Raw genomic sequence first — 25,602 nt, 5'->3', positions numbered from 1 at the left:
CGGAGGCAACAATGAAACGATGCACACTGAGCCTGCGGCTCGGTGCGGTCGCGTTCGGATTAGTGTGCTCCGCCGTGCAGGCGGAGTCACTGACGCTGACGCAGACCCTCGCCGCCGCCGAACGTTACTCCGCCGAACTGTCCGCCAATCGTAACGAAGTACAAGCGCTGGATGCGATGGCGGATTCCGCCCGCCAGTTGCCCGATCCGAAGCTGAAATTTGGTATCGAAAACGTGCCGGTGCAGGGCAACAACGACCGCCGTTTGACCCGTGAAGGCATGACCATGCAGCGGGTTGGCATCATGCAGCAATACATCAGCGCAGAAAAACGTGACCGTAAGGCCGATACGCTGTTGGCGGAAGCGCAGAGTGTGAGCGCCAAATCCGCCGTGGTGCGCGCCACGTTACAGCGCGATACCGCACAGGCATGGCTTGATCTGGCGCTCTCAGAGAAAGCCGTGCAAACCGCCCGTAAACTGCTGGAGGAAACCGAGCGGCAACAGGGGGCACAGCGTGCCAGTGTAGGGGCTGGCAGCGCCACGCCGGACAGCGTACTGGCCTTGCGGATTGGGCTCAGCGCCATGCGCGACAAAGTCACCCTTGCCGAGCGGGATGTGCAACTGGCGCAAACCCGTCTGATGCAACTCACCGGGCAAAGTGTGACCGATATTGCCGGTGAACTCCCCCGTTACCAGCGCTTACCCGCCGACGAAAAAACCCTTGAGCAGGGCATTGCACAACATCCTGACGTGGTGGCCGCCGCCAGCGCCGCGAACAGTGCTAAAGCTCGTTCTGCGGCGTCGGCGATTGCCGCCATTCCGGATGTGGAAGTGGAGGTGTGGTATGGCCGACGCGCCGAAGGTTATGAAGATATGGCCGGGGTGATGTTTACCGTCGATTTGCCGCTGTTCCAGTCACACCGCCAGGACAAAGACCACGCGGCGGATGTCTCCCGCACGATGCAGGCTAACGATCAACTGGCGCTTGCCGGGCGTGAGCATATGGCGCAACTGCACTCGCTGATTGCCGAATATAACGCGGCGCAAACCTTATGGATGCGCCAGCGCGATGAAGTGCTACCACTGGTGCGCCAACGCGCCACGCTATTGGCAGCGCAATACCGATCCGGGCAGAGCGCGCTGCCGGAACTGTTGGATGCGCGGCGTAATGTGCTCGACAGCGAACTGGCCGCGAACCAGGCCGAAAAAGAGATGGCGCGGACGTGGGCCGCGATCCGCTGGTTGATCCCGCAGGAGTTAATGTGATGAAAAAGAGCATCGTTGCCGTTGTGATTGCCGCCAGCGTGGCTGCGGGTATTGGATATGTGACCGGGCGGCAACATACCGCGCCTGCCGCCTCAACGGAACCGGCCCCCGCACGTAAAGTGTTGTACTGGTACGATCCGATGATGCCGGATCAACGTTTTGATAAGCCTGGTAAATCCCCGTTTATGGATATGCCGCTGGTACCGCGTTATGCCGATGACGCGCCGGTTGCTGGCGGGGTGAGCGTCAGCGCGCAACAACAGCAGAATCTGGGCATGACGACCGGGCGCGCGGAACATCGTGTTCTTGCCAGCGCATTTTCCGCGTTTGCCACAGTCACCACCGATGAACGCGGCATTCAGAGCGTGCCTTCACCGGCGGCCGGGGTGGTGGAAAAACTCTTTGTGCGTGCGCCGCAACAGTGGGTAAAAAAAGGCCAACCGTTGGCGCAGCTATGGATCCCTCAATGGACTACCGCACAGCAGGAGTATCTGGCTGTTCGCCAGTTGGGTGATGGTGAACTGACCCGCGCAGCCCGTGAACGACTGGCGTTGCAGTTTATGCCGGAGGCGATTATCCGTACCGTCGAACGCAGTGGTAAACCGGAAACACGACTGACGCTGCGCGCTGACAAAGACGGTTATGTGGTTAAGCTGGATTCGCGCGAAGGTGCGCAGGTAGCTGCCACGCAAAGTCTGTTTGAGCTGGCGAGCCTCGATCCGGTGTGGCTGGTGGTGGATTATCCGCCAACCCAGGCGCAAGCGCTGGCAACGGGCAGTGAGATTGTGGCAACCTCTGCGAGCTGGCCGGGTGAGCAATTTCACGGTCGCGTCAGCGAACTGTTGCCGCAACTGGAGACGGCCACCCGTACGCTGAAAGCCCGTATCGTGCTGGACAATCCCCAACAAAAACTGAAACCCGGTATGTTTCTGACCGTCACCACGGCGGCGTCTGCGCAGCAGCCTGCGGTGCTGGCTATTCCTGAAGAGGCGTTGATTGAAACCGGAGCTGCCAGCCGGGTGTTGCTGGCTACTGGCGACGGCCATTTCCGGGCGGTGAATATCACCACCGGGCGCACCGCACAGGGCTGGACAGAAGTGCTGTCAGGTCTGAATGCGGGTGACAGCGTAGTGACCTCCGGTCAGTTCCTGATTGACTCTGAAGCGAGCCTGCGCAGCGCATTACCAGAACAACAAGCCACGCAGCCTGTGGCGAAAAAAGTGCAGCAGTACGATTCTACTGGCGTGGTGAAGGCCATTGATGCGGGCAGTATCACGCTGTCGCACCAGCCCATTCCGGCGCTGAACTGGGGGGCGATGACGATGGACTTTGTGGTGAAACAACCTGATCCGGCGATTAAAGTCGGGGATACGGTGATGTTTAGTTTCACGCTGGATGACGAGGAAGGTGCGGTGATCACCCACCTGATGCCGATGCAGGAGGCAATGAAATGATTGCTGTCGTTATTCGCGCCTCGTTGCGAAACCGCTTGTTGATCCTGCTGGCTGCCGTGGTGCTGACCGGTTGGGGATTATGGTCGGTTCAGCGTGCGCCGCTGGATGCGCTGCCGGATCTCTCAGATGTGCAGGTCATTATTCGCGCCAGCTACCCGGGAAAAGCGCCACAAATTATCGAAGACCAGGTCACTTATCCATTAACCACCGCCATGTTATCCGTGCCGGGGGCGAAAACCGTGCGCGGTTATTCGATGTTTGGCGACGCATATGTCTATGTTTTATTTGAAGATGATACCGATCTCTACTGGGCGCGCTCGCGGGTACTGGAAAACCTGAGCCAGATCCAGTCATCGCTGCCTGCGGGGGTTAACGTGGGGCTGGGACCGGACGCAACAGGTGTCGGTTGGGTCTATGAATATGCATTGGTGGATCGCAGCGGGAAACACAACCTTGCGGATCTGCGGGCATTGCAGGACTGGACGCTGAAGTTTGAGCTGAAAACGGTGCCGAATGTGGCGGAGGTCGCCAGCGTTGGTGGGATGGTGCGCCAGTATCAGATCGTGCCGGATCCGGCGCGTATGCGGGCGCTGAACATCACTCATGAGCAGATTGTGAATGCGGTGCAGGCGGCGAATCAGGAAAGTGGCGGTGCTGTGCTGGAGATGGGCGAAGCGGAATTTATGGTGCGTACCACGGGCTATCTCCGCCAGTTGGCGGATTTTCGCCAGATAGTGATTGCCAGCCGCGACGGTGTACCGGTGATGTTATCTGATGTGGCGACAGTACGTCTTGGGCCAGAGCTGCGCCGTGGGGTGGCGGAGTATAACGGCGAAGGAGAGGTAGCGGGCGGCATCATTGTGATGCGTTACGGCAAAAACGCGCTGGACACTATTCATGCCGTGAAAGCAAAACTCAACGAGATCCAGAAGACATTACCTGCGGGTGTTGAGATCGTCCCGGTGTATGACCGCTCGACGCTGATTGAGCATGCAGTTGAGACACTGACTCATAAGCTGATTGAAGAGTTCATCGTTGTCGCGCTGGTATGTACGCTGTTTCTGTTTCACTTTCGTTCAGCACTGGTGGCGATTGTCTCTTTGCCACTGGGGATCCTCGGCGCGTTTATCGTCATGCACTATCAGGGTATTAACGCCAATATCATGTCGCTGGGTGGCATTGCCATCGCCATTGGTGCGATGGTGGATGCCGCTATCGTGATGATAGAGAACATGCATAAAGTGATGGAACAGTGGCGGCACGATAACCCCGAACAACAGCCAACGGGGGCGGACTACTGGCGCTTCTCAGAAAAAGCGGCGGTTGAAGTGGGGCCAGCGCTCTTTTGCAGTCTGTTGATCATTACCTTGTCGTTTATTCCGGTTTTCTCGCTGGAGGCGCAGGAAGGGCGGATGTTTTCGCCGCTGGCCTTTACCAAAACCTGGGCGATGGCGGTGGCGGCGGGGCTTGGGATCACGCTGGTTCCGGTGCTGATGGGGCTGTTTATTCGCGGTAAGATCCCGGATGAGAAAGCCAACCCGATTAACCGTTTTCTGATCCACATTTACGAGCCACTGTTGGATCGCGTACTGGCCTGGCCGAAAGCGACGCTGGGGCTGGCGCTCCTGTTGCTGCTGGCGACGTTGTGGCCGCTCAGTCGGTTGGGCAGTGAGTTTATGCCACCGCTCAACGAAGGCGATCTCTTGTATATGCCGTCGACGCTGCCGGGGATTTCGGCTCGTGAAGCCGGGCGTTTGTTACAGCAAACCGATCGGCTCATAAAAAGCGTTCCGGAAGTGGAAAGCGTGTTTGGCAAAGCCGGACGCGCCGAAAGCGCGACCGATCCCGCGCCGCTAACGATGCTGGAAACCACTATTCACTTTAAACCTCGCGATCAGTGGCGTGCCGGTATGACCCCGGAAAAACTGGTGGCGGAACTGGATAAAACCGTCAATGTCCCGGGGATCGCTAACGTTTGGGTTCCGCCCATTCGTAACCGACTGGACATGCTGGCAACGGGGATAAAAAGCCCGGTAGGCATAAAGGTGAACGGTAATAATATTGCCGATATTGAGCGTGTGGCGCAGCAAATCGAACAGGTGGTGAAGACCGTGCCGGGTGTAACCTCCGCACTGGCAGAGCGCCTGGCGGGCGGGCGCTATGTTGATATCACCATCAACCGCCAGCAGGCGGCGCGTTATGGGGTCTCGGTCAAAGAGCTGCAATCGCTGGTCTCCACGCTGGTGGGGGGCGAAAACATTGGTGAAGTCCTGCAAGGGAGAGAGCGCTATCCGATTAATGTGCGTTACCCGCGTGAATTGCGAGATAACGTAGATGATCTGCGAAATTTGCCGGTGATCACCGAAAATGGCAGCCAGATTGCACTTGGCGAACTGGCGGATATAGTCGTGAAAGAAGGTCCGCCGATGCTGAAAAGCGAAAACGCGCGGCTCTCTAACTGGATCTACGTTGATTTACGTGGACGGGATTTAAAATCGGCGGTTGATGAGATGCAGCAGCGGGTGGCGCAGCAGGTACAGTTACCGCAGGGCGTTACGCTCTCCTGGTCGGGACAATTTGAATACCTTGAGCGCGCCACGGCAAAACTGAAAATTGTCTTGCCAGTAACGCTAATGATTATCTTTGTGCTGTTATTTATTACCTTTAAGCGGGTCACCGATGCCCTGCTAATAATGGGGACATTACCCTTCTCGTTGATTGGTGGCGTCTGGTTGCTGTGGTTGTTGGGTTATAATTTGTCCGTAGCGGGGGCGGTCGGGTTTATTGCGCTTGCCGGTGTGGCGGCCGAGTTCGGTGTTATTATGGTGCTCTATCTCAATCATGCGCTGGAGAAATACCGGCGATCTGAACCCGATGAAGGAAATAAGGTTTTGATGCGCGCCATTCATGAAGGGGCCGTGCTGCGCGTCCGTCCGAAAGTGATGACGGTAGCGACCATTATGGCGGGGTTACTGCCTATCATGTGGGGTGGGGGAAGCGGTTCTGAGGTCATGAGCCGTATTGCGGCGCCGATGATAGGCGGTATGGTAACGGCACCGTTATTGTCGATGTTTGTTATTCCGGCAATTTATTTACTGCTGCATCGTCAACGCTGAGGCAATTTTGCGCTCCATATTCGGGGCGCATCTAATTGTATTAGTAGAAAAATATATTATGAATGAAAACAATGCCGCTGCGTTTTCAGAATTAATCTTATTTCGTTAAGGGAATATTCAGATAACCTGTCTGAGAATATACGTCGATGCGTAACATGGAATGAATACGGTGTTTGTAAATAAGAAGATTTTGTGGATTTTATTCTCTTTATTTTGTCAGCTTTTGGTGATTCCCGCACACGCAGCAGAAAACACCTGGTTTTCTGATTTTACTGGCAATGTGAAGCAAACCTGGCAGCAGCCTGAGCATTACGACCTGTATGTGCCCGCTATCACCTGGCATGCGCGTTTTGCTTATGACAAGGAAAAAACTGACCGCTATAACGAGCGTCCCTGGGGCGCGGGGTTTGGTCAGTCTCGCTGGGATGAAAACGGTAACTGGCACGGCCTGTATTTAATGGCGTTTAAAGACTCTTTCAATAAATGGGAGCCGATTGGCGGTTACGGTTGGGAGAAAACCTGGCGCCCGCTGGCGGACGATAATTTCCGGTTGGGGTTGGGGTATACGGCTGGCCTTACCGCGCGGGATAACTGGCATTACATCCCTATCCCGGTGCTGCTGCCGCTGGCGTCGATTGGTTACGGCCCGGCGACGTTCCAGATGACCTATATCCCCGGCACATACAACAACGGTAACGTTTACTTCGCCTGGATGCGTTTTCAGTTCTGAGGGCAGTAAAGGTGGTAAAAGTGGGTTGACGCGGTGCGCAATTTTTATACAGCGTGCAAAATGTGGCATAAACCCGCTACCGAAAAAAAGTTAGCGACATTTATCACTTTTTAGTGAATAACGACTGGACAAAAGTCGCTACAATTGTTGTACTGATACCCGACACAGCATTTGTGTCGTTTTTTCATGTAAAGGTAATTTTGATGTCTAAGATTAAAGGTAACGTTAAGTGGTTTAATGAATCCAAAGGATTCGGTTTCATTACTCCGGAAGATGGCAGCAAAGACGTGTTCGTACACTTCTCTGCAATCCAGAGCAATGGTTTCAAAACTCTGGCTGAAGGTCAGCGCGTTGAGTTTGAAATCACTAACGGTGCCAAAGGCCCATCTGCTGCAAACGTAATGCCTGTCTAATTGAGCTACGTTTAGCAAGAATCCCAAAACCCGCCTCACGGCGGGTTTTTTTATCTTTTCAGTTTGCATTCACTGCGGAAAACAGCCAGAACGCCAGCGCTGTCATCGCAAATGACCCCAGCAGGTTCACTGCCACGTTAACGAGTGCCCATCCTGCACGTCCATCCTGCAACAGAAACACCACTTCCGCCGAAAATGTAGAAAAAGTGGTCAGCCCACCGCAAAACCCGGTGGTAAGCAAGACTTTCCACAGCGGATCGATATGCGTCATGCGGTTGAACCACGCCAGCCCCATACCAATGATAAATGCGCCAAGCAGGTTGGCGGTCAGCGTACCGAGAGGGATAATTTGATGTGTTGGGTTAAGCTTCATACTCAACATCCAGCGCGCCACGCTGCCTGTACCCCCGCCGATAAATACCGCTAAAAGTAGTTGTAACACGGTGAAATCCTGCTATTTGATTTGTTAGAGTGGATGAGTGTAGCGCCGCCGCCATTTTCTGGCTATCGCGGTGAAGCGAGAGGATAAAGAGATGATTGTTGCGGCGGGACAATTTGCAGTGACACCTGACTGGCGCACCAATGCGCAAACCTGCGTAGCGCTGATGGCGCAGGCCGCTTCTCAGCAGGCATCGTTATTGGTGCTGCCAGAGGCTTTACTGGCACGGGATGATAATGACCCTCACCTGTCGGTAAAATCCGCTCAACGGCTCGATGGCGGCTTCCTGACGCTGCTTTGCGAGGAGAGTCGACGCAATACCCTGACGACGGTGCTGACGGTGCATATGCCTTCTACTGAAGGGCGGGCGTTTAATACGCTGGTAGTATTGCGCGGCGGTAAGGTGATCGCGCAGTATGCCAAGCTGCATCTGTACGACGCGTTTAATATTCAGGAATCAGCGCGGGTGGATGCCGGCGATGACGTTGCGCCGTTAATCGACATTGACGGTATAAAAGTTGGTCTGATGACCTGCTACGATTTGCGTTTCCCTGAGCTGGCAATGAAGTTGGCGCTGGATGGCGCGCAACTGCTGGTGCTGCCTTCAGCCTGGGTGCGTGGTCCGCTCAAAGAACAGCACTGGGCAACATTGCTGTCGGCACGGGCGCTCGACACCACATGCTATGTGGTGGCGGCAGGAGAGTGCGGTAACAAAAATATCGGGCAAAGCCGGGTTGTTGACCCACAGGGCGTAACGCTGGCGGCGGCAGCAGAAGCGCCTGCGCTGATCGTTGCAGAGATCAGCGAGGAGCGTGTGGCGCAAACACGGGAAATGTTGCCCGTGTTACGTAACCGCCGTTTCGCTGTGCCACGCTTGCTGTGATGTTTTTTTAAACAACACTTGATCCATCTCGTTACAGATTGCTATTGTGTGCGCGCGTCGAATGACCGTTAATGAAATCGGGTTATAATGACGTTTTATGCAGCCTGTTTTACGAAAGAAGGTATCTATGGGTGAGATTAGTATTACCAAACTGCTGGTCGTGGCCGCACTGGTTGTCCTGCTGTTTGGGACCAAGAAACTGCGCACGTTGGGCGGCGATCTGGGGGCGGCCATCAAAGGCTTTAAAAAAGCGATGAACGATGATGATGCAGCGAAGAAAGAAGCCGAAGGCGAAGTCACTGCAGAGAAACTCTCTCACAAAGAGTAATAGCGCCCCGACAGGCGAAAAAAAACCGGCCACTGAGCCGGTTTTTTTGTGGGTTGTGTAAGGAAGTATTACTTCACTTCAATGCCTTTTGCCTGCAAATCCGCATGATAAGAGGAGCGAACGAACGGACCGCATGCAGCGTGGGTAAAGCCCATCGCCAGTGCTTCTTCTTTCATCTCATCAAATTCATCCGGGCTGACATAACGCTGTACTGGCAGGTGGTGACGGCTAGGTTGCAGATACTGACCCAGCGTTAACATCGTTACGCCGTGGCGGCGCAGATCGCGCATAACATCAATGATTTCGGCATTCGTTTCCCCTAAGCCGACCATCAGGCCGGATTTCGTTGGGATCTCCGGATGCGCCTCTTTAAAACGCTCCAGCAGCTTCAGCGACCAGTTGTAATCTGCACCCGGGCGAACCTGGCGATAAATACGCGGCACGTTCTCCAGGTTGTGGTTAAACACGTCTGGCGGGGTTGCTGTGAGGATATCCAGCGCACGATCCATGCGTCCACGGAAGTCAGGTACCAGCGTTTCGATTTTAATCGTCGGGCTCTTCTCACGAATAGCGGTAATACAATCAGCAAAATGCTGTGCGCCACCATCGCGGAGGTCATCACGGTCAACCGAAGTGATGACCACGTAACGCAATGCCATATCTGCGATAGTTTGCGCCAGTTTTTGCGGTTCGTTAGCGTCCGGCGCCACCGGACGACCGTGAGCCACATCGCAGAACGGGCAGCGGCGGGTGCAGATCGCGCCGAGGATCATAAAGGTGGCGGTTCCGTGGTTGAAACACTCAGCGAGGTTCGGACAGGACGCCTCTTCGCAAACAGAATGCAGGCCGTTTTTACGCATGGCCGCTTTGATACCCTGGATACGGGAAGAGTCAGCCGGCAGTTTGATTTTCATCCATTCCGGTTTTCTCAGCAGGGCTTCGCGCTCTGTGGCCACGTTTTTAACCGGGATAAGAGCCATTTTATCGGCATCGCGGTACTTAACACCGCGTTCCATCACAATGGGTTTACTCATAGCGTGCGTGTTCCAGTTGCGGATAACGAAGTAAGTATTTCAATTCAAGGGAATGTTGTATTTATCAACTATTTTTGAATTAACTTGCGCGCAGTATACCATTGATGGGGGGCAGAAAGCAGCCTGACAACGGGGCTATTTGTAAAATAGTTGTTGTTTTGTGCCATATGCCCGGTAAAGGTTAGCACATTCGCCAGGGGGAAACGGGCTTTAAAAAGCCCGTCGGATAACATTGATAACGTTTTCCAGCACCGGATCTCGCAGGCTCAATTTATTGTAATACAGCGAGATATCCAGTCGCTCGTTGCTGATGGGCGGGTAATCAATTTCCACCAGCGGCCAGCAATCGCTAAACAATTTAAATAAACGCGTTGTCATCAGCCCCAGCAGGTCGGTGTTGCCGATCAGTGCAGCAATAGTAAACATATTGTAACTACTAAAGCTGATCTGGCGCTCTGGAAAGAGATCCTGCACACGCTGACGTAAGCCGCTCAGATTTTGCGCTTCCAGCATCACCATCGTGTGCTCGTATTGCTGCAAAACCTCTTCGTTGATTGGCCCGTTCAGACAAGGATGCCCTTTACGGCACACCAACATCAGGCGATCGGTATACAGCACATGGCTATTGATCGCGCGAGATGAGGGGAGGTGAGTATCGATAATTAAGTCCGTCTGAAACTGACTAAGCTGGCTTTCCCCATCTTTGACCGGAATATTACGCATCATCAGATGCGGAGCGTTGGCCTTTATCGCCTGATAGATAACCGGAAGGGCTAATGCGCCAATAGACGGCGTTGTGCCGACGGTAATCGTGCGCTGTTTATCGTAGCTGCCGGTGAGATCCAACGCACCGAGGATAGATTCCAGCCCCTGACTGATATATTCATGCAGATGAGAGGCATAAGCCGTAGGCGTGACGCCCTGACCTTTTCGAATGAAAAGCGGATCTGGAAATATTGAGCGCAGTTTCTGAATTGACTGGCTAATAGCGGAAGGGGTGAGATTGAGCACTTTTGCCGCGTTAACAATCCCTTTGTGGACATATACCGCCTCAAAAATAGTCAATAAGTTGAGATCAATATTGCGCAGTGTCCGGAAGATTTGCGGCTTGTCGTCCTCGGGGCGCCCGGTTATTCGCTTTTCCGGCAGGTTATTATTCTCCACGCTAGTGCTCCGTAATCATTCGCAATATGAATGATAGTTGAATTTGTTTTTTTTGTTGATTATTAATTTGAGTTAACGTCCTGTCACATATCAGCATTACGTAGATTTTTCATCGCGATGGCGGACAAGCACTCAAAAGACGATTGGCCATAAGCACGAATACGAAGCCCGGGAAAGCATCGTAATGCTTATTAACCCGACAAGGCAGGTAGGTTGAAAATAGAGAATATGACACCTATTGTAAAGCGCTAACAGGTCAAATAAATAACGACCCGCACAAAATGCGGGCCGTAATACATCATATATTAAGCGCTCATATATTGATGCGGTGGATTGTTTAGTAACGCTAAAAATTCCCGGATAAGAATTGTCCTTATTTTATCCATATCCGTTTTTTGTGAAAGTTGACTGATCTGGGTCATTTCCAACCCGGCATAACCGCAGGGATTGATGCGCGTAAAAGGAGCCAGGTCCATGGCGATATTCAGCGCAAGGCCATGAAATGAGCAGCCTTTACGAATGCGCAGGCCCAGCGAACAGATCTTTTTGCCATCGACATACACGCCCGGCGCATCCGCGCGAGCCTGCGCCTGGATATCCAGCGTTGCCAGCGTATTGATGACCGTATTTTCCAGCAATGTAACAAGTTCACGCACGCCAATCTTGCGACGCTTAAGATTAATTAAAACATACATTACTTGCTGACCCGGTCCGTGGTAAGTGACCTGACCACCACGATCGCTCTGGATCACCGGAATATCGCCGGTCGCCAGCAGGTGTTCAGCTTTGCCAGCCTGACCCTGGGTAAAGACCGGCATATGCTCGACCAGCCAGATTTCGTCAGGCGTGGTATCGTCACGGGTATCGGTGAATTCATGCATCGCCCGGGACACGGGATCGTAAGGCTGTAAGCCCAGATTGCGAATGAGGATTGTATCCTGAGACAAAACGGCATCTCCGGGGGAGAAAAGAGTGGGGAGAGTATATCACAGCGAAGACGCTACCCGAATGCTTCCGGGTAACGTCTGCTGGCATTACAGCACCATACGAACAATGTCGATGTTGCCGAGTTCTTCGTAAAGAATCTCAACCTGCTCGATGTGCGTTGCGTTAATGGTGATAGAGACCGAGTGGTAATTGCCTTTGCTGCTCGGTTTTACCTGTGGAGAGTAATCACCTGGCGCATGGCGCTGTACCACTTCAACCACCAGATCAACCAGCTCTGGTTTCGCCAGACCCATCACTTTGTAAGTAAAGGGAGTCGGGAATTCAAGCAGTTCTTTGAGATTGGTTTTCATGTCAGCTCCGGCGTAAAAAAGAACAACTCCTGCCACAGGGGCAGGAGTTTTTTGGATACGTAGTATATGGGGACGAAAATTACACTTTCAAGTGTTCAATTCTTAACCAAACCAGTGATGGAACATCAATTTAATGTAATCAATGATTTTGCCAAAGAAATTGCCTTCCGGGATTTCCTGCAGCACGACCAGCGGGCGCTGTTCGATAGTTTTGCCATCAAGCTGGAAGTTAATGGAACCGACAACCTGATTTTTCTGCAGTGGCGCATGCAGCTCGCTGTTGTTCAGCACATAGCTGGCTTTCAGATCTTTCATGCGGCCACGCGGGATCGTCAGATACACGTCTTTATCCACGCCCAGTGATGCGCGATCGCTGTCGCCGAACCAGGCCGGCTCGGAAGCAAACTCTTTGCCTGCTTTCAGAGGGCTAACAGTTTCGAAGAAGCGGAAACCCCAGGTCAGCAATTTTTTGCTTTCGGTTTCACGGCCTTTAAAGGTACGACCGCCCATCACCGCTGAGATCAACCGCATCTGACCTTCGGTCGCCGAGGCCACCAGGTTGTAACCTGCTTTGTCGGTATGACCGGTTTTAATACCGTCAACGTTCAGGCTATTGTCCCACAGCAGACCGTTACGGTTGGTCTGGCGGATACCATTGAAAGTGAACTCTTTTTCTTTATAGATGGCGTACTCGTTCGGCACATCGCGGATCAGCGCCTGGCCAATCAGCGCCATATCGCGCGCGGAGCTGTACTGACCATCAGCGTCGAGTCCATGTACGGTCTGGAAATGGCTGTTTTGCAGGCCAAGGGCGCGCACATAGTTATTCATCAAGCCCACAAACGCGTCCTGGCTACCGGCGACATAATCCGCCATCGCCACGCACGCATCGTTACCGGATTGCAGGTTAATACCACGGATAAGCTGGGAAACCGGCACCTGCATGCCTGGTTTCAGGAACATCAGTGAAGAACCACGGAATACCGGGTTGCCTGTCGCCCAGGCGTCGTTACCAATCGTCACCAGGTCGCTGTCTTTAAACTTGCCCGCTTTCATCGCCTGACCGATAACATAGCTGGTCATCATTTTGGTCAGACTGGCCGGATCGCGACGCGCGTCTGCGTTTTGTTCTGCCAGCACTTTGCCAGAGTTGTAATCGATCAGGATATAGGACTCCGCATCGATTTGCGGCACGCCAGGGATCATGGTTTTAATATTCAGGTCATCGGCGTGAGCAGCAGAAAGTGTGGCTGCGGTCAGCGCCGTGGTGAGCGCAAGGCGCTGCACAAAACGAACGGAGAGAGTGGTCTTCATGGTCGAACTACGACATCCGTGATGGAGTTAAAAAAAGTGCCTTACTATAGCAAAAGCTATATCGGCAGGCATCTGACTTTCCGCATGACTTTGTGAATGATGCTTACAGAAGTTGACAGAATCAGATGCCTTACCCGGTTACTGCGCGCCAGTAATAAACGATTGTAACTGCGCTTCATTTTGCAAACGCCCCTGCAGGGCGCTGGCATCGGCTTTATTACTGAACGGCCCTAACTGTACTCGCCAGACCGCGCCGTTTTGCACAACACGGCCCGGAACGGAGAATTGCTGCGCCAGGCGCTGCTGATACTGCTGCGCGCGTGCCTGATCGCTTACCGCACCAACCTGCACCATATACCCGCTGGTTGCCGTTGCGGCCGTAGCGGTTGCGGCGCTTGTACTGGTGGTTGCCACATGCCCCTGTACGGAACCCGGTGCAGTAACCGGCGCGGTACGGGTTGCGGCGGGTGCAGTGGTTTGCACTACCGATGTGTTCTGGCTGGCCGACATCATTGACGTCGTGGTCGCGGGTGTTGCAGTGTTTTGTGTTGTTGCGTCGCTCCCCTCAAGCACGCCAGCGGCCAGCGGCGTTTGCGCGCCCAGGAAACCACCGCTTTTTACCGGTGCGGCGGCGGCATCGTCGCTTTTCAACGTATCATTGCTGATGGCCTGCACATTCCCCTGCGGCTGCGCGGCTTGAGGCGCCGATGAGGCGCTGCCCAGCCCGCCGCCGAGATCGGGGCGATCCGGCAGAACGTAGGTCTGCTGAGCAACCTTAGTACAGGCCATGCCAGGGCCGGAAAGTGAACCATCCTGCGCGACAATAATCGGATCGATACGCACTTTGGTGTTATTGGACGTATTCAGGCGATCCGCTGCTGCGCGAGACAGAGAAATAACCCGGTCATTGCCATACGGGCCGCGATCGTTAATACGCACCACAATCATTCGCCCGTTGGCCAGGTTGGTAATACGGGCGTAGCTCGGGATCGGCAGTGTGGGATGCGCTGCGGTCAGTTGCGCCGGGTCGAACGTTTCGCCGGAAGCCGTTAAGTTGCTGCCCGGTTCGGCATCATAAATGGCAGCCAGGCCCGCCTGACTGAAGCGGGAGGGATCCTGAACCACTTTGTAGCTTTTGCCATCACGCTGATAATCCTGATTCGCCGTGGCATTGAGCGGCTCGTAATGAGGCTCAGCACCGCTGATTTCAACGACAGGGCCGTTGCACACGACAGGTTGCGGCGCAACGGTCGTTTGCTGTTGACCATTATCATTTGAACATGCCGCCAGTAATCCTGCTGCTATGCAGACCCCAAGCCATTGCTTACGCATTGCGCACCTCTTATCGTTAGACGCTTTTGGACAACATTTTCCTGTGGGTATGGATCGACATCACGATACCAAACCCGGCCATGAGTACGATCAGGGCGGAGCCCCCGTAACTTATCAATGGCAACGGTACGCCCACTACCGGCAGGATACCACTCACCATACCAATATTTACGAACACATAAACAAACAAAATCAACATCAAACCCCCGGCCATGACCCGACCAAAGGTGGTTTGCGCCCGGGCGGCAATCCATAGCCCACGCATAATTAACAGCAGATAGAGCGCCAGCAAAATCAAAATCCCCACCAGGCCCAGCTCTTCGGCCAGCACGGCAAAAATAAAGTCAGTATGGCGCTCTGGCAAGAATTCTAGCTGCGACTGGGTGCCATGCAACCAGCCTTTGCCGCTTAGCCCACCCGAGCCAATGGCGATTTTCGACTGAATAATATGGTAGCCCGCGCCCAGTGGATCGGTTTCCGGATCGAGCAGCATCATCACGCGCTGGCGTTGATAATCATGCATCAGGAAGAACCACAGCACCGGAATAAAGGCCGCGATCAGCACCACGGCAATACCGATTAATCGCCAGCTCAGGCCGGAAAGAAACAGCACAAACAGCCCGGAAAGCACCACCAGAATCGAGGTGCCCAGGTCTGGCTGTGCGGCGACCAACAGCGTTGGTAGAAAGATTAGCACCAGTGCGATGCCGGTGTTTTTCAACGACGGTGGGCAAACATCGCGGTTAATAAAGCGCGCGACCATTAACGGCACGGCAATTTTCGCGATTTCCGACGGCTGAAAACGCACGACACCCAGATCCAGCCAGCGTTGCGCGCCTTTCGAAATCGCGCCGAAAGCATCTACCGCCACCAGCAGAATAACGCAGAAGATATAGAGATAGGGTGCCCAGCCTTCATACACACGCGGCGGAACCTGCGCCATAACCACCATGATGATCAGGCCCATCGTGATTTGCCCGATTTTGCGTTCGGTCATGCCAATGTCCTGGCCGCTGGCGCTCCAGATAACGATCGCGCTGTAAAACAGCAGCGCGAGAATGATGAGCATCAGTGTCGGATCGATATGGATTTTATCCCAGAACGATTTTTTGTTCGGATTGTCCGTCATAATTATTGGTCCTCCGCCGCCGCCGCTGACGGGTTTTCCGTTGGCAAGTCGGTGTTGTTATCGCCCAGCATAATATGGTCGAGGATTTGGCGCATAATTGTCCCGACGGCCGGGCCAGCGCCGCCGTTCTCCAGGATCATTGCGACGGCGACCTGGGGATTGTCATAAGGCGCAAATGCGGTCATCAGTTTATGGTCGCGCAGGCGTTCTGCAATGCGGTGCGCATTATACGTTTCGTTGGCTTTCAGGCCGAATACCTGCGCAGTACCGGATTTTGCGGCGACTTTGTACGGTGCGTTGGCGAAATATTTGTGGCCGGTACCGTTGGCGCGGTTAGCCACGCCGTACATCCCATCTTTGGCAATTTCCCAGTAACCCGAATGGATGTCGCCTACCGGTGGTTGAGTAGGTTGTTTCCACGGAACCTGCTTGCCATCTTCCACGGTGCTCATCAGCAGATGCGGCACTTTGACGATACCGTCATTAATCAGGGTCATCATGGCCTTGTTCATCTGTAACGGGGTGGCGGTCCAGTAACCCTGGCCAATCCCGACCGGAATGGTATCACCCTGGTACCAGGGTTTTTTAAAGCGTTTCAGTTTCCACTCGCGCGTTGGCATGTTGCCGGAGCGCTCTTCAGAGAGGTCAACGCCGGTATATTGCCCGTAACCAAATTTGCCCATCCATTCAGCAAGACGGTCGATACCCATATCATAGGCAACCTGGTAGAAGAAGGTGTCGGCGGACTCTTCCAGCGATTTGGTGATATTCAGGTGGCCGTGGCCCCATTTTTTCCAGTCACGGTAACGCTTATCTGAGCCGGGCAACTGCCACCAGCCGGGGTCAAACAGACTGGTGTTGCGGTTAATAACGCCTGCACTGAGCGCGGAGACCGCCACGTACGGTTTCACGGTCGAGGCTGGCGGATAGACCCCCTGCGTTGCACGGTTGATCAGCGGCGTATTCGGATCGTTAAGCAACGAGGAGTAGTCTTTGCTGGAGATCCCATCAACGAACAGGTTCGGATCGTAGCTTGGTGTTGAGACGAGGGCGAGAATACTGCCGCTGCGCGGATCGGTGACCACAACGGCGGCGCGACTGCCAGCCAGCAGTGTTTCAATGTACTGCTGCAGTTTTAAATCCAGCGTCAGGTAAATGTCATGGCCGGCCTGCGGCGGCACTTCTTTCAACTGACGGATGACGCGACCGCGGTTGTTAACTTCCACTTCTTCATAACCGGTCTGGCCATGGAGGACGTCTTCGTAATAGCGTTCAATACCGAGTTTGCCGATATCGTGTGTCGCAGCGTAGTTTGCCAGCTTGCCCTCTTTATCCAGTCGGTCAACGTCTTTATCGTTAATCTTCGAGACATAGCCAATGACATGGGTCAGCGCGGAACCATACGGATAGTAACGGCGTTTGTAGCCTTTTACTTCAACGCCGGGAAAGCGGTACTGGTTAACCGCAAAGCGCGCGACCTGGACTTCGGTCAGGTTGGTTTTTACCGGAATAGAGGTGAAACGGTGTGAACGTGAGCGTTCTTTTTTAAAGTTGGCGATATCGTCGTCATTCAGATCGACCACGTCGCGAAGCGCATCCAGCGTTTGCTGCACATCATCCACCTTCTCCGGCATCATTTCGACCTGGTAGATGGTGCGGTTAAGTGCGAGCGGCGTGCCATTGCGGTCGTAAATAATGCCGCGACTTGGCGGAATGGGAACCAGTTTGATGCGGTTTTCGTTGGAGCGGGTCTGGTAGTCCGCAAAACGGACGATTTGCAGATTATAAAGGTTGGCGACCAGCACACCGGAAAGCAGCAAAATCCCCGTAAAGGCGACCACCGCCCTGCGCACAAACAGCGCGGACTCAGCCGTATAGTCGCGAAAAGAATTCTGTAATTTCATCCGCTGCTTAATCTGCCTAAGACTTGTCATTACTCACGATGGTAAGGATGGTTGGTGGTAATACTCCATGCGCGGTAAAGGCTTTCCGCAACCAGCACGCGCACCAGCGGGTGAGGGAGCGTCAGCGCAGAGAGCGACCAACTTTGTTCTGCCGCAGCTTTACAGGCGGGGGATAACCCTTCCGGCCCGCCAATCAGCAGGCTGACGTCACGCCCGTCCTGCTTCCAGCGTTCCAGTTCAATAGCCAGTTGCGGCGTATCCCAGGGTTTGCCGGGGATATCGAGGGTGACGATACGGTTTTTGCCCGCTGCTGCCAGCATCAGTTCACCCTCTTTGTCGAGAATACGCTTGATATCTGCGTTTTTTCCGCGCTTTCCCGCAGGAATTTCCACCAGTTCGAAAGGCATATCCTTGGGAAAACGACGCAGATATTCACTAAAACCTGTCTGTACCCAGTCCGGCATTTTCGTGCCGACGGCGACCAGTTGCAGCTTCACGCATTAGCTCCAGAGTTTTTCCAGTTCATACAGGCGACGGCTCTCTTCCTGCATAACATGGACAATGACATCGCCCAGATCGACCACAACCCAGTCAGCAGCGCTTTCGCCTTCCACACCCAACGGCATCATGCCTGCTGCGCGAGATTCCTGCACCACGTGATCCGCGATGGAGACAACATGGCGTGTGGAGGTGCCGGTGCAGATAATCATGCAATCTGTGATGCTGGATTTACCCTGGACGTCGATGGCGATGATGTCCTGACCTTTCAGGTCATCAATTTTGTCAATAATAAAATCCTGGAGTGCTTTACCCTGCAAGTGTTCCCCCTGAGTGAACAAAAAGTGAGCTATTAATTAGCGGCCTGACATTATACCTGAACTGCGTCGATTGTCGGGATAAATGTCGGGCCCTGGCCATTTCGAAGCGGGCTATCATCCCATCACGGCCGTGGGATTGCATTGTCATTTTTGTAAAACAATTTCTGCGCGCGGAGAATATCAGCCTGTCGTGGCGTGTCAATGACCTAATTACCGCCGTGAATGGGATGATGAAAAAAAATGCTATGTCTCGTCCATCTGCCAGGTGGCGCGGCTATTTAATACGCGAAGCGTGGCGAAATCATCATGAATATCAATTGCACTCCAGCACCCTTGATCAACGCGAAAATGCCACAGCGAGGAAGCCGACATGTTTAACAGCCGGGCAATCAATAAACTCAGCACACCCTGATGGCTGACCACCAGTACATTCTGGTGTTGACGGAGATCGGTAAGCGTGGCGATAAACTGTTCCACGCGCAGGGAGAAAGCCTGAAAACCTTCGCCGTTCGTCGGAATCGCATTCTGCCAGTCCGTACACCACGCAGCATAACTCTCCGGATCTTCGCGCGTTAAATCGCGGTGATGGCGCATCTCCCAATCACCAAAAAACATCTCATTGAGCAGCGCCGTGGTGTGCACCGTGACATCACGATTTTCCAGCACCTGTTGCGCAGTGTGCCGTGCCCGTTCAAGCTCGCTGCATAATACATGATCGAAGGGAACAGCCCGCAGCAAGCCATGAAGTGTCCGTGCCTGGGCAATCCCTTTTGCCGTCAATGGCGTTGGTGAATGGCCGCTGTAGAGCCCTGCAACATTCGCTTCGGTTTCACCATGACGTATCAGCCAGAGTCGCATAATGGTCTCCCGTCTCGATTTCTGCGCAAAGTTTAACACTGCATCCTCAATCCACTCGTCTTTTTCGTTTAAGATTGTCGTTTTTGACCGGAGCGGAAGATGGCTTTGTTTCATAGCGCGCATGGCGGCAATACCCGTGAGGCTGCTGCACTCCTGGGCATTGCCCCGGAGCAACTTCTCGATTTCAGCGCCAATATTAACCCGGCCGGTATGCCGGCATCGCTCAAACACGCCTTGCAAAACAATCTGGCGTTGGCTGAGCGTTACCCGGACGTTGAGTATCAACGCCTACACCAGGCACTGGCTGCGCACCACCAGATACCGACGTCGTGGATCCTGGCAGGCAATGGCGAAACCGACGCTATTTTTATGCTGGTCAAGGCACTGGCTCCGCGCAAAGCGCTGGTCGTGGTGCCCGGTTTTGCCGAATACCGCCGTGCGCTAACGCAGGTAGGGTGCTATGTTGCTGAATTTCACCTGCAGGAAGAAGAGGGCTGGCAACTGACCGGGCGGGTGTTGGACGCATTGACGCCTGATCTCGACTGTCTGTTTCTTTGCACGCCCAATAATCCTACCGGGTTACTGCCGGACGATAGCCTGCTGCATGCCATTGCTGCACGCTGTAAAACGCTCGGTATCGCACTGATTCTCGATGAAGCCTTTATGGATTTTATTCGCGATCGTTCGGGGTTTATTCCGCACCTTGCGGATAACCCACATCTATGGGTGTTGCGTTCGCTAACCAAGTTTTATGCCATTCCTGGCCTGCGTCTTGGCTATGTCGTGGGCAGCGATGTGCAAAAGGTTAACCAGATGCGCGCGATGCAGATGCCGTGGTCAATCAATGCCTTCGCAGCGCTCGCGGGAGAGGTGATTTTACAGGATACGGCCTATCAGCAGGCCAGCTGGCGGTGGCTGGAACAGGCGCGACCGCGTTTAAGGGCTGCACTGGCTGCGTTACCCGCGCTGACCGTCTGGCCCGGTGTGGCAAACTATCTTTTTCTGCGCTGTGATGCGCCGGGTAGTGCGTTGCAGCGCGCGCTGCTGGAGAGGCACATCCTGATCCGCAGTTGTGCCAATTATCCTGGTCTGGACGACCGTTATTATCGTGTGGCGGTGCGCAGTATAGAGGAAAATGACCGTCTTATCGCGGCGATGGACGCGGTGCTTAGCGGTACAGGCCCTGTTCTTTGATATAGGCCAGTACAGGCGCGGGCAGCAGATCGTCACACTGCTCACCTTTTTCCAGCCGCTCGCGGATAAGCGTTGCGGAAATATTGAACCACGGCGTTTCCGCGAGGTAAATTTTCCCGGCGGGTAAGGTATGAAGCATTTCCGCATCGGTGGTGAGGTGGGACTCGAGCCATTGCTGATGCGCTTTCTGCTCCATGGTTAGCGGGTAGCCAGGACGACGGCAGACAATCAGATGGCAATGATTGAGAATGGTGTCGGCATGGTGCCAGCCAGGGAAAGTGAGCAGGGAGTCCTGACCGATGATAAACGCCAGTGAGCGCTGCGGACCTTGCTCTTCGCGCCACTCCAGCAATGTTTGAGCGGTATAAGACGGCGTGTCGCGGCGAAGTTCCCGCTCATCAAGGGTAAACAGGGGCTTGTCGGCAATCGCCAGTTCAACCATGGTTTTACGCTGCTGACTGGTGGCTTCCGGTTGTGGGCGGTGTGGGGGCACATTGTTAGGCATGATAATGACCCGTGAAAGGCCGATCTGATTTGCCAGCGCTTCAACGGGTTTCAGGTGCCCGTAATGAACAGGATCAAACGTACCGCCAAACATGGCCTGCAACTGATTCATATCAACCATCAATAAAAACGTCTGCCAGTGCCTTATGACAGAGTAGCAGAGAAAGGCTTTCCAGCTCGGCCCACACCGATTGACCAAAGTCCTGTTTCACCACCAGCTCAATGCGGCTCAGCAGATGAACGGCCTGACGCAACTGATCGGCGCTCAGGCGATTCAGTGCCTCGCCGGTCACACCGCGACGGTTTTGCCATACACGATGTTTATCAAACAGCGCACGTAGTGGCGTATGCGCGGATTGCCGCTTTAACGTCACCAGCAACAGCAGTTCTCGTTGCACGGTGCGCAGCAGGATCACCGGTTCGCAGGCTTCAAGCCGCAACTGGCTAAGAATATGCAAAGCGCGTTTGCTTTTACCTGCCAGCAGCGCATCCACCCAATGAAATGGCGTAAAGTGCGCCGCATCATTTACCGCCTGTTCTACGCGCGGTAGGGTGAGTTTGCCATCCGGCCACAGCAGAGCCAGCCGCTCCAACGCCTGCGCCAGCGCCAGCAAATTGCCTTCATAGCAATAGCAGAGTAGCTGATTGGCGGCGTCGTCCAGTTCCAGTTTGTTCTGCTTTGCCCGGGCGGCAACCCAGCGGGGAAGATTCGCTTGTTCTGGTGTCTGGCAACTGATCTGCACGGCATGGTTATTCAGTTGGGTTAACCACGCGGCGTTTTCCTGCGCTTTTGTCAGCTTGTTGCCGCGAACAATCAGCAGCAGATCGTCGTGCAGTAACGCCACCAGTTTAGCCAGTTGTTCATTCATGGCTGCATTGGGGCCGTTCTCCGGCAACTGCAACAGCAGGGTCTGACGGCTGGCAAACAGGCTGAGCGCCTGACAGATGGAAAAGATCGCATCCCAGTCAGTGCTGGCATCCAGGGTGAACGTGTGATGTTCGGTGAAGCCCTGCGCCACTGCAATCTGGCGCACGGCGTCCTGACTCTCTTGCAGCAATAACGGATCGTTACCGAGGAGCAGATACGCCGCGCGCAGCCCTTCATTGAGCTGCGCGCGGAGTTGTTCCGGATACAACCTGAGCATCAGCTACCCGGTTTAGCCGAAACGGAGGAGGAGGAAGATGCATTGTCAGCATGCGATTGTGACGCATCTGCGGTATGAACGCTTGGCAGCTTACGAATCAACTGTTCCGCCGCTTTGTCGTACATTTCGCGAATGATTATGTCCTGCTCAGCATCTTTCGCCAGTGCGGTTTGCGGGTTATCAAAGAACGAACGGTACACCTTCGTGCTGATAGGGTAAATGTCATGACCCGGGATCAGCACGCTGGCGTTGACTGTCAGCACCATTTGGTATTCCGCTGTGCGACCATCCTGGAAAATGGATGCCGTGTCACGGGTAAACGTCACGCCACCAAGGCGCAACGAAGGCACATCCTGACGCAGCGACTCTTTTTCCAGCAGTTCAATGCCATTCAAACGCAGCTGGCTGCGAATGGCGCGGCTCAGAGGGCCGTTCGGATCTCCGGAATCGAAGATCATCGTTTTCATCTCAGCAGGCACTTGCGTAGAGCTACGCAGATGCCAGCCGCAACCCGCGGTGATCAACACCGCCAGTGATAACAACAATGTAGCCAGATATCGCACGCTTCCTCCCGCGCTTAGCCAACGACCAGATTGAGCAGTTTACCCGGTACGTAAATCACTTTACGTATCGTAACGCCATCAAGATATTTCGCTACCAGATGCTCCTGGCCTGCGCGTTCACGCACCTGTTCTTCTGTTGCATCGACGGCAACGGTAATTTTACCGCGCACTTTACCGTTCACCTGAACGACGACCAGCGTGGTGTTCTCCACCATAGCCTGCTCATCCGCAACCGGCCATGGCGCGTTGTCGATATCGCCTTCGCCGCCCAGTTCTTGCCACAGGGTGAAGCTTACATGCGGTGTGAACGGGTTCAGCATGCGCACCACTGCCAGCAACGCTTCCTGCATCAGTGCACGGTCTTGTGCGCTCTCTTGCGGTGCTTTCGCCAGTTTATTCATCAGCTCCATAATCGCTGCAATCGCGGTGTTGAAAGTCTGACGGCGACCGATATCATCGGACACTTTGGCGATGGTTTTATGCACGTCGCGACGCAGCGCTTGCTGTTCGTCATTCAGTGCAGCCACATCCAGCGCGGAGACGGCACCCTGTGCGGTGTGCTCGTAAACCAGTTTCCAGACGCGTTTCAGGAAGCGGTTTGCGCCTTCTACGCCGGATTCCTGCCATTCCAGCGTCATGTCCGCCGGGGAGGCAAACATCATAAACAGACGTACGGTGTCTGCGCCGTAACGCTCTACCATTTCCTGCGGGTCGATACCGTTGTTTTTCGACTTGGACATTTTGCTCATGCCGGTATACACCAGTTCATGACCTGCCGGATCTTTGGCACTAACGATGCGGCCTTTCTCGTCGCGTTCAACGATCGCGTCCTTCGGCGACACCCAGTTACGTTCGCCGTTTTCGCCCACGTAATAGAAGGCGTCCGCCAGTACCATCCCCTGACACAGCAGCTGCTTAGCCGGCTCGTCGGAGTTGACCATGCCTGCATCGCGCATCAGTTTGTGGAAGAAGCGGAAGTAGAGCAGGTGCATGATCGCGTGTTCAATACCGCCAATGTAAATGTCTACCGGCAACCAGTAGTTGGCTGCTTTCGGGTCCAGCATGCCTTCGCTGTGCTGTGGGCAGGTATAACGCGCGTAGTACCAGGAGGACTCCATAAAGGTGTCGAAGGTGTCGGTTTCGCGCAGCGCTGGCTGACCGTTAACGGTGGTTTTCGCCCACTCCGGGTCTGCTTTGATCGGGCTGGTAATACCGTCCATCACCACATCTTCCGGCAGGATCACCGGCAACTGGTCTTCCGGCGTTGGCATCACGGTGCCATCTTCCAGGGTGACCATTGGAATCGGCGCGCCCCAGTAACGCTGACGTGAAACACCCCAGTCGCGCAGGCGGAAGTTAACTTTGCGCTCGCCAACGCCTTTGGCCGCCAGTTTATCGGCGATGGCGTTGAAAGCAGCCGTGAAATCAAGACCGTTAAATTCACCGGAGTTAAACAGCACGCCTTTTTCGGTCAGCGCCTGTGCGGAAAGATCCGGTTCACTGCCATCGGCGTTCAGAATAACGGGCTTAATGGTCAGGTTGTATTTGGTGGCGAACTCGTAATCGCGCTGATCGTGGCCCGGAACGGCCATCACCGCGCCAGTACCGTACTCCATCAGCACAAAGTTTGCTGCCCAGACGGGAATGGCTTCGCCAGTCAGCGGATGAATTGCTTTCAGACCGGTGTCGACGCCTTTTTTCTCCATCGTCGCCATATCGGCTTCTGCCACTTTGGTATTGCGGCATTCATCGATAAACGCAGCCAGTTCCGGTTTGTTCGCCGCAGCCTGTTGCGCCAGCGGATGCCCCGCGGCGACCGCCAGGTAAGTGGCACCCATAAAGGTGTCCGGACGGGTCGTGTAGACCGTCAGTTTCTGATCGCTGTCCTGGACGTCAAAGGTGATTTCCACGCCTTCGGAACGGCCAATCCAGTTGCGCTGCATGGTTTTCACGGTATCCGGCCAGTGATCCAGATTGTCCAGATCGTTCAGCAGCTCGTCGGCATAGGCGGTGATTTTGATAAACCACTGCGGGATCTCTTTACGCTCAACTTTGGTGTCGCAGCGCCAGCAGCAGCCGTCGATAACCTGTTCGTTTGCCAGCACGGTCTGGTCGTTCGGGCACCAGTTCACCGCAGAGGTTTTCTTATACACGAGGCCTTTTTTATACAGCTCGGTAAAGAACTTCTGTTCCCAGCGGTAGTATTCCGGGGTACAGGTTGCCAGCTCGCGGCTCCAGTCATAGCCAAAGCCCAGCATTTTGAGCTGGTTTTTCATGTAGGCGATGTTGTCGTAGGTCCACGGCGCTGGTGCGGTGTTATTTTTCACCGCCGCACCTTCTGCAGGCAGGCCAAATGCGTCCCAGCCAATGGGCTGCAGAACGTTTTTACCCAGCATGCGCTGGTAACGGGAAATCACATCGCCAATGGTGTAGTTACGAACGTGGCCCATGTGTAGTCGGCCAGAAGGATAGGGGAGCATTGACAGGCAATAGTATTTTTCTTTGCTCTCGTCTTCAGTAACTTCGAATGTGCGCTTTTCTTCCCAGTGGCGCTGTACGTTGGATTCTATCTCTTCCGGGCGGTATTGCTCTTGCATGGCACCAGTAGTCCTGTTTTTGATACCGCTACGAATGTAGCGTTGTTACGTGGTTTTTCAGATCGGCATAGCATAGCCCAAACGCCCGCCTCAAAACAGCCTTTCCGCGACCCGGTAGCG

The 25,602-nt window shown here is 54.3% G+C and carries 24 protein-coding genes; 8 read left to right on the top strand and 16 right to left on the bottom strand.

Going from position 1 to position 25,602, the window contains the following annotated elements; all coding sequences use genetic code 11:
• The first annotated feature begins 11 nt into the window (after nt 1-11).
• From O9K67_RS17590 to cspE, 5 genes are all read left to right on the top strand, one after another.
• The gene (locus tag O9K67_RS17590; RefSeq protein ID WP_061494425.1) at nt 12-1,265 is read left to right on the top strand and encodes a TolC family protein; all 1,254 of its coding nucleotides are present in this window, start codon (nt 12-14) and stop codon (nt 1,263-1,265) included.
• Nucleotides 1,265-2,719, top strand: a complete 1,455-nt coding sequence (locus O9K67_RS17585) for an efflux RND transporter periplasmic adaptor subunit (RefSeq protein ID WP_061494426.1) — start codon at nt 1,265-1,267, stop codon at nt 2,717-2,719. The genes O9K67_RS17590 and O9K67_RS17585 overlap by 1 nt, the downstream gene beginning before the upstream one ends.
• A complete protein-coding gene (locus tag O9K67_RS17580) occupies nt 2,716-5,835 on the top strand; it encodes an efflux RND transporter permease subunit (protein WP_061494427.1) in 3,120 nt (1,039 codons plus the stop codon). Before O9K67_RS17585 ends, O9K67_RS17580 begins: the two co-directional genes overlap by 4 nt.
• A gap of 160 nt (nt 5,836-5,995) precedes the next feature.
• Nucleotides 5,996-6,565, top strand: coding sequence for a lipid IV(A) palmitoyltransferase PagP (gene pagP, locus O9K67_RS17575; RefSeq protein WP_061494428.1), 570 nt, complete (start codon nt 5,996-5,998; stop codon nt 6,563-6,565).
• Nucleotides 6,566-6,768: 203 nt separating this feature from the next.
• Complete coding sequence (gene cspE, locus O9K67_RS17570; RefSeq protein WP_007373839.1) at nt 6,769-6,978, top strand: transcription antiterminator/RNA stability regulator CspE; 210 nt, start codon at nt 6,769-6,771, stop codon at nt 6,976-6,978.
• A gap of 58 nt (nt 6,979-7,036) precedes the next feature.
• Here cspE and crcB read toward each other — a convergent pair whose 3' ends face one another.
• Complete coding sequence (crcB, locus tag O9K67_RS17565; protein WP_061494429.1) at nt 7,037-7,420, bottom strand: fluoride efflux transporter CrcB; 384 nt, start codon at nt 7,418-7,420, stop codon at nt 7,037-7,039.
• Between the two features lie 91 nt (nt 7,421-7,511).
• On the opposite strand from crcB, the gene O9K67_RS17560 reads away from it, so the two are divergent.
• Together O9K67_RS17560 and tatE are read left to right on the top strand one after the other, a co-directional pair.
• Complete coding sequence (locus O9K67_RS17560; RefSeq protein ID WP_061494430.1) at nt 7,512-8,300, top strand: deaminated glutathione amidase; 789 nt, start codon at nt 7,512-7,514, stop codon at nt 8,298-8,300.
• 127 nt (nt 8,301-8,427) lie between these two features.
• Nucleotides 8,428-8,628, top strand: coding sequence for a twin-arginine translocase subunit TatE (tatE, locus tag O9K67_RS17555; protein ID WP_061494431.1), 201 nt, complete (start codon nt 8,428-8,430; stop codon nt 8,626-8,628).
• Nucleotides 8,629-8,696: 68 nt separating this feature from the next.
• Here tatE and lipA read toward each other — a convergent pair whose 3' ends face one another.
• From lipA to O9K67_RS17500, 11 genes are all read right to left on the bottom strand, one after another.
• Nucleotides 8,697-9,662, bottom strand: coding sequence for a lipoyl synthase (gene lipA / locus O9K67_RS17550; protein WP_061494432.1), 966 nt, complete (start codon nt 9,660-9,662; stop codon nt 8,697-8,699).
• Nucleotides 9,663-9,872: 210 nt separating this feature from the next.
• Entirely contained in the window at nt 9,873-10,826 is a 954-nt protein-coding gene (locus O9K67_RS17545; protein WP_061494433.1) for a YbeF family transcriptional regulator, read from the bottom strand.
• Nucleotides 10,827-11,131: 305 nt separating this feature from the next.
• A complete protein-coding gene (gene lipB / locus O9K67_RS17540) occupies nt 11,132-11,773 on the bottom strand; it encodes a lipoyl(octanoyl) transferase LipB (RefSeq protein WP_061494434.1) in 642 nt (213 codons plus the stop codon).
• Nucleotides 11,774-11,860: 87 nt separating this feature from the next.
• Complete coding sequence (ybeD, locus tag O9K67_RS17535) at nt 11,861-12,124, bottom strand: DUF493 family protein YbeD (protein WP_061494435.1); 264 nt, start codon at nt 12,122-12,124, stop codon at nt 11,861-11,863.
• A 102-nt stretch (nt 12,125-12,226) separates the two neighbouring features.
• Nucleotides 12,227-13,438 carry a D-alanyl-D-alanine carboxypeptidase DacA gene (gene dacA, locus O9K67_RS17530; protein WP_061494436.1) on the bottom strand — a complete coding sequence of 404 codons (1,212 nt, stop codon included), beginning with the start codon at nt 13,436-13,438 and terminating at the stop codon, nt 12,227-12,229.
• 138 nt (nt 13,439-13,576) lie between these two features.
• Entirely contained in the window at nt 13,577-14,770 is a 1,194-nt protein-coding gene (gene rlpA / locus O9K67_RS17525) for an endolytic peptidoglycan transglycosylase RlpA (protein ID WP_061494437.1), read from the bottom strand.
• Between the two features lie 16 nt (nt 14,771-14,786).
• Complete coding sequence (gene mrdB / locus O9K67_RS17520) at nt 14,787-15,899, bottom strand: peptidoglycan glycosyltransferase MrdB (RefSeq protein WP_061494438.1); 1,113 nt, start codon at nt 15,897-15,899, stop codon at nt 14,787-14,789.
• A gap of 2 nt (nt 15,900-15,901) precedes the next feature.
• Complete coding sequence (gene mrdA / locus O9K67_RS17515; protein ID WP_061494439.1) at nt 15,902-17,803, bottom strand: peptidoglycan DD-transpeptidase MrdA; 1,902 nt, start codon at nt 17,801-17,803, stop codon at nt 15,902-15,904.
• A gap of 29 nt (nt 17,804-17,832) precedes the next feature.
• Nucleotides 17,833-18,300, bottom strand: a complete 468-nt coding sequence (rlmH, locus tag O9K67_RS17510) for a 23S rRNA (pseudouridine(1915)-N(3))-methyltransferase RlmH (RefSeq protein ID WP_061494440.1) — start codon at nt 18,298-18,300, stop codon at nt 17,833-17,835.
• A gap of 3 nt (nt 18,301-18,303) precedes the next feature.
• Nucleotides 18,304-18,621: a ribosome silencing factor gene (gene rsfS / locus O9K67_RS17505; protein WP_061494441.1), complete on the bottom strand. Its 318-nt coding sequence runs from the start codon at nt 18,619-18,621 to the stop codon at nt 18,304-18,306.
• A gap of 243 nt (nt 18,622-18,864) precedes the next feature.
• Nucleotides 18,865-19,479, bottom strand: a complete 615-nt coding sequence (locus tag O9K67_RS17500; protein ID WP_061499895.1) for an adenosylcobalamin/alpha-ribazole phosphatase — start codon at nt 19,477-19,479, stop codon at nt 18,865-18,867.
• 99 nt (nt 19,480-19,578) lie between these two features.
• Here O9K67_RS17500 and cobD point away from each other — a divergent pair, with 99 nt between their 5' ends.
• Nucleotides 19,579-20,673 (top strand): threonine-phosphate decarboxylase CobD, encoded by a 1,095-nt coding sequence (cobD, locus tag O9K67_RS17495; RefSeq protein ID WP_061494442.1) that lies wholly within the window; start codon nt 19,579-19,581, stop codon nt 20,671-20,673.
• Here cobD and nadD read toward each other — a convergent pair.
• Genes nadD through leuS form a run of 4 tightly spaced genes read right to left on the bottom strand, consistent with a single transcriptional unit; the run spans nt 20,648 to nt 25,482 of the window.
• A complete protein-coding gene (gene nadD / locus O9K67_RS17490; RefSeq protein WP_061494443.1) occupies nt 20,648-21,298 on the bottom strand; it encodes a nicotinate-nucleotide adenylyltransferase in 651 nt (216 codons plus the stop codon). The genes cobD and nadD overlap by 26 nt on opposite strands.
• Nucleotides 21,291-22,322: a DNA polymerase III subunit delta gene (gene holA, locus O9K67_RS17485; protein WP_061494444.1), complete on the bottom strand. Its 1,032-nt coding sequence runs from the start codon at nt 22,320-22,322 to the stop codon at nt 21,291-21,293. The genes nadD and holA overlap by 8 nt, the downstream gene beginning before the upstream one ends.
• Nucleotides 22,322-22,885: an LPS assembly lipoprotein LptE gene (lptE, locus tag O9K67_RS17480; protein ID WP_061494445.1), complete on the bottom strand. Its 564-nt coding sequence runs from the start codon at nt 22,883-22,885 to the stop codon at nt 22,322-22,324. Before lptE ends, holA begins: the two co-directional genes overlap by 1 nt.
• A gap of 14 nt (nt 22,886-22,899) precedes the next feature.
• Nucleotides 22,900-25,482 carry a leucine--tRNA ligase gene (leuS, locus tag O9K67_RS17475; RefSeq protein ID WP_061494446.1) on the bottom strand — a complete coding sequence of 861 codons (2,583 nt, stop codon included), beginning with the start codon at nt 25,480-25,482 and terminating at the stop codon, nt 22,900-22,902.
• Nucleotides 25,483-25,602: the final 120 nt, after the last annotated feature.

This window comes from Kosakonia oryzendophytica, assembly GCF_027886705.1.
GTDB lineage: Bacteria > Pseudomonadota > Gammaproteobacteria > Enterobacterales > Enterobacteriaceae > Kosakonia > Kosakonia oryzendophytica.
Note: the sequence above shows the minus strand (reverse complement) of the source record. Positions and strands in the feature narration are given on the sequence as shown.

Bases quoted from the DNA above. Each gene is read 5' to 3' on its own strand.
- O9K67_RS17560 (WP_061494430.1), top strand. From the start codon at position 7,512: ATGATTGTTGCGGCGGGACAATTTGCAGTGACACCTGACTGGCGCACC.
- O9K67_RS17500 (WP_061499895.1), bottom strand. From the start codon at position 19,479: ATGCGACTCTGGCTGATACGTCATGGTGAAACCGAAGCGAATGTTGCA.
- dacA (WP_061494436.1), bottom strand. From the start codon at position 13,438: ATGAAGACCACTCTCTCCGTTCGTTTTGTGCAGCGCCTTGCGCTCACC.
- mrdB (WP_061494438.1), bottom strand. From the start codon at position 15,899: ATGACGGACAATCCGAACAAAAAATCGTTCTGGGATAAAATCCATATC.
- O9K67_RS17590 (WP_061494425.1), top strand. From the start codon at position 12: ATGAAACGATGCACACTGAGCCTGCGGCTCGGTGCGGTCGCGTTCGGA.
- ybeD (WP_061494435.1), bottom strand. From the start codon at position 12,124: ATGAAAACCAATCTCAAAGAACTGCTTGAATTCCCGACTCCCTTTACT.
- nadD (WP_061494443.1), bottom strand. From the start codon at position 21,298: ATGGTTGATATGAATCAGTTGCAGGCCATGTTTGGCGGTACGTTTGAT.
- O9K67_RS17580 (WP_061494427.1), top strand. From the start codon at position 2,716: ATGATTGCTGTCGTTATTCGCGCCTCGTTGCGAAACCGCTTGTTGATC.
- pagP (WP_061494428.1), top strand. From the start codon at position 5,996: ATGAATACGGTGTTTGTAAATAAGAAGATTTTGTGGATTTTATTCTCT.
- mrdA (WP_061494439.1), bottom strand. From the start codon at position 17,803: ATGAAATTACAGAATTCTTTTCGCGACTATACGGCTGAGTCCGCGCTG.
- lipA (WP_061494432.1), bottom strand. From the start codon at position 9,662: ATGAGTAAACCCATTGTGATGGAACGCGGTGTTAAGTACCGCGATGCC.
- rlpA (WP_061494437.1), bottom strand. From the start codon at position 14,770: ATGCGTAAGCAATGGCTTGGGGTCTGCATAGCAGCAGGATTACTGGCG.
- holA (WP_061494444.1), bottom strand. From the start codon at position 22,322: ATGCTCAGGTTGTATCCGGAACAACTCCGCGCGCAGCTCAATGAAGGG.
- O9K67_RS17585 (WP_061494426.1), top strand. From the start codon at position 1,265: ATGAAAAAGAGCATCGTTGCCGTTGTGATTGCCGCCAGCGTGGCTGCG.
- tatE (WP_061494431.1), top strand. From the start codon at position 8,428: ATGGGTGAGATTAGTATTACCAAACTGCTGGTCGTGGCCGCACTGGTT.
- cobD (WP_061494442.1), top strand. From the start codon at position 19,579: ATGGCTTTGTTTCATAGCGCGCATGGCGGCAATACCCGTGAGGCTGCT.
- leuS (WP_061494446.1), bottom strand. From the start codon at position 25,482: ATGCAAGAGCAATACCGCCCGGAAGAGATAGAATCCAACGTACAGCGC.
- cspE (WP_007373839.1), top strand. From the start codon at position 6,769: ATGTCTAAGATTAAAGGTAACGTTAAGTGGTTTAATGAATCCAAAGGA.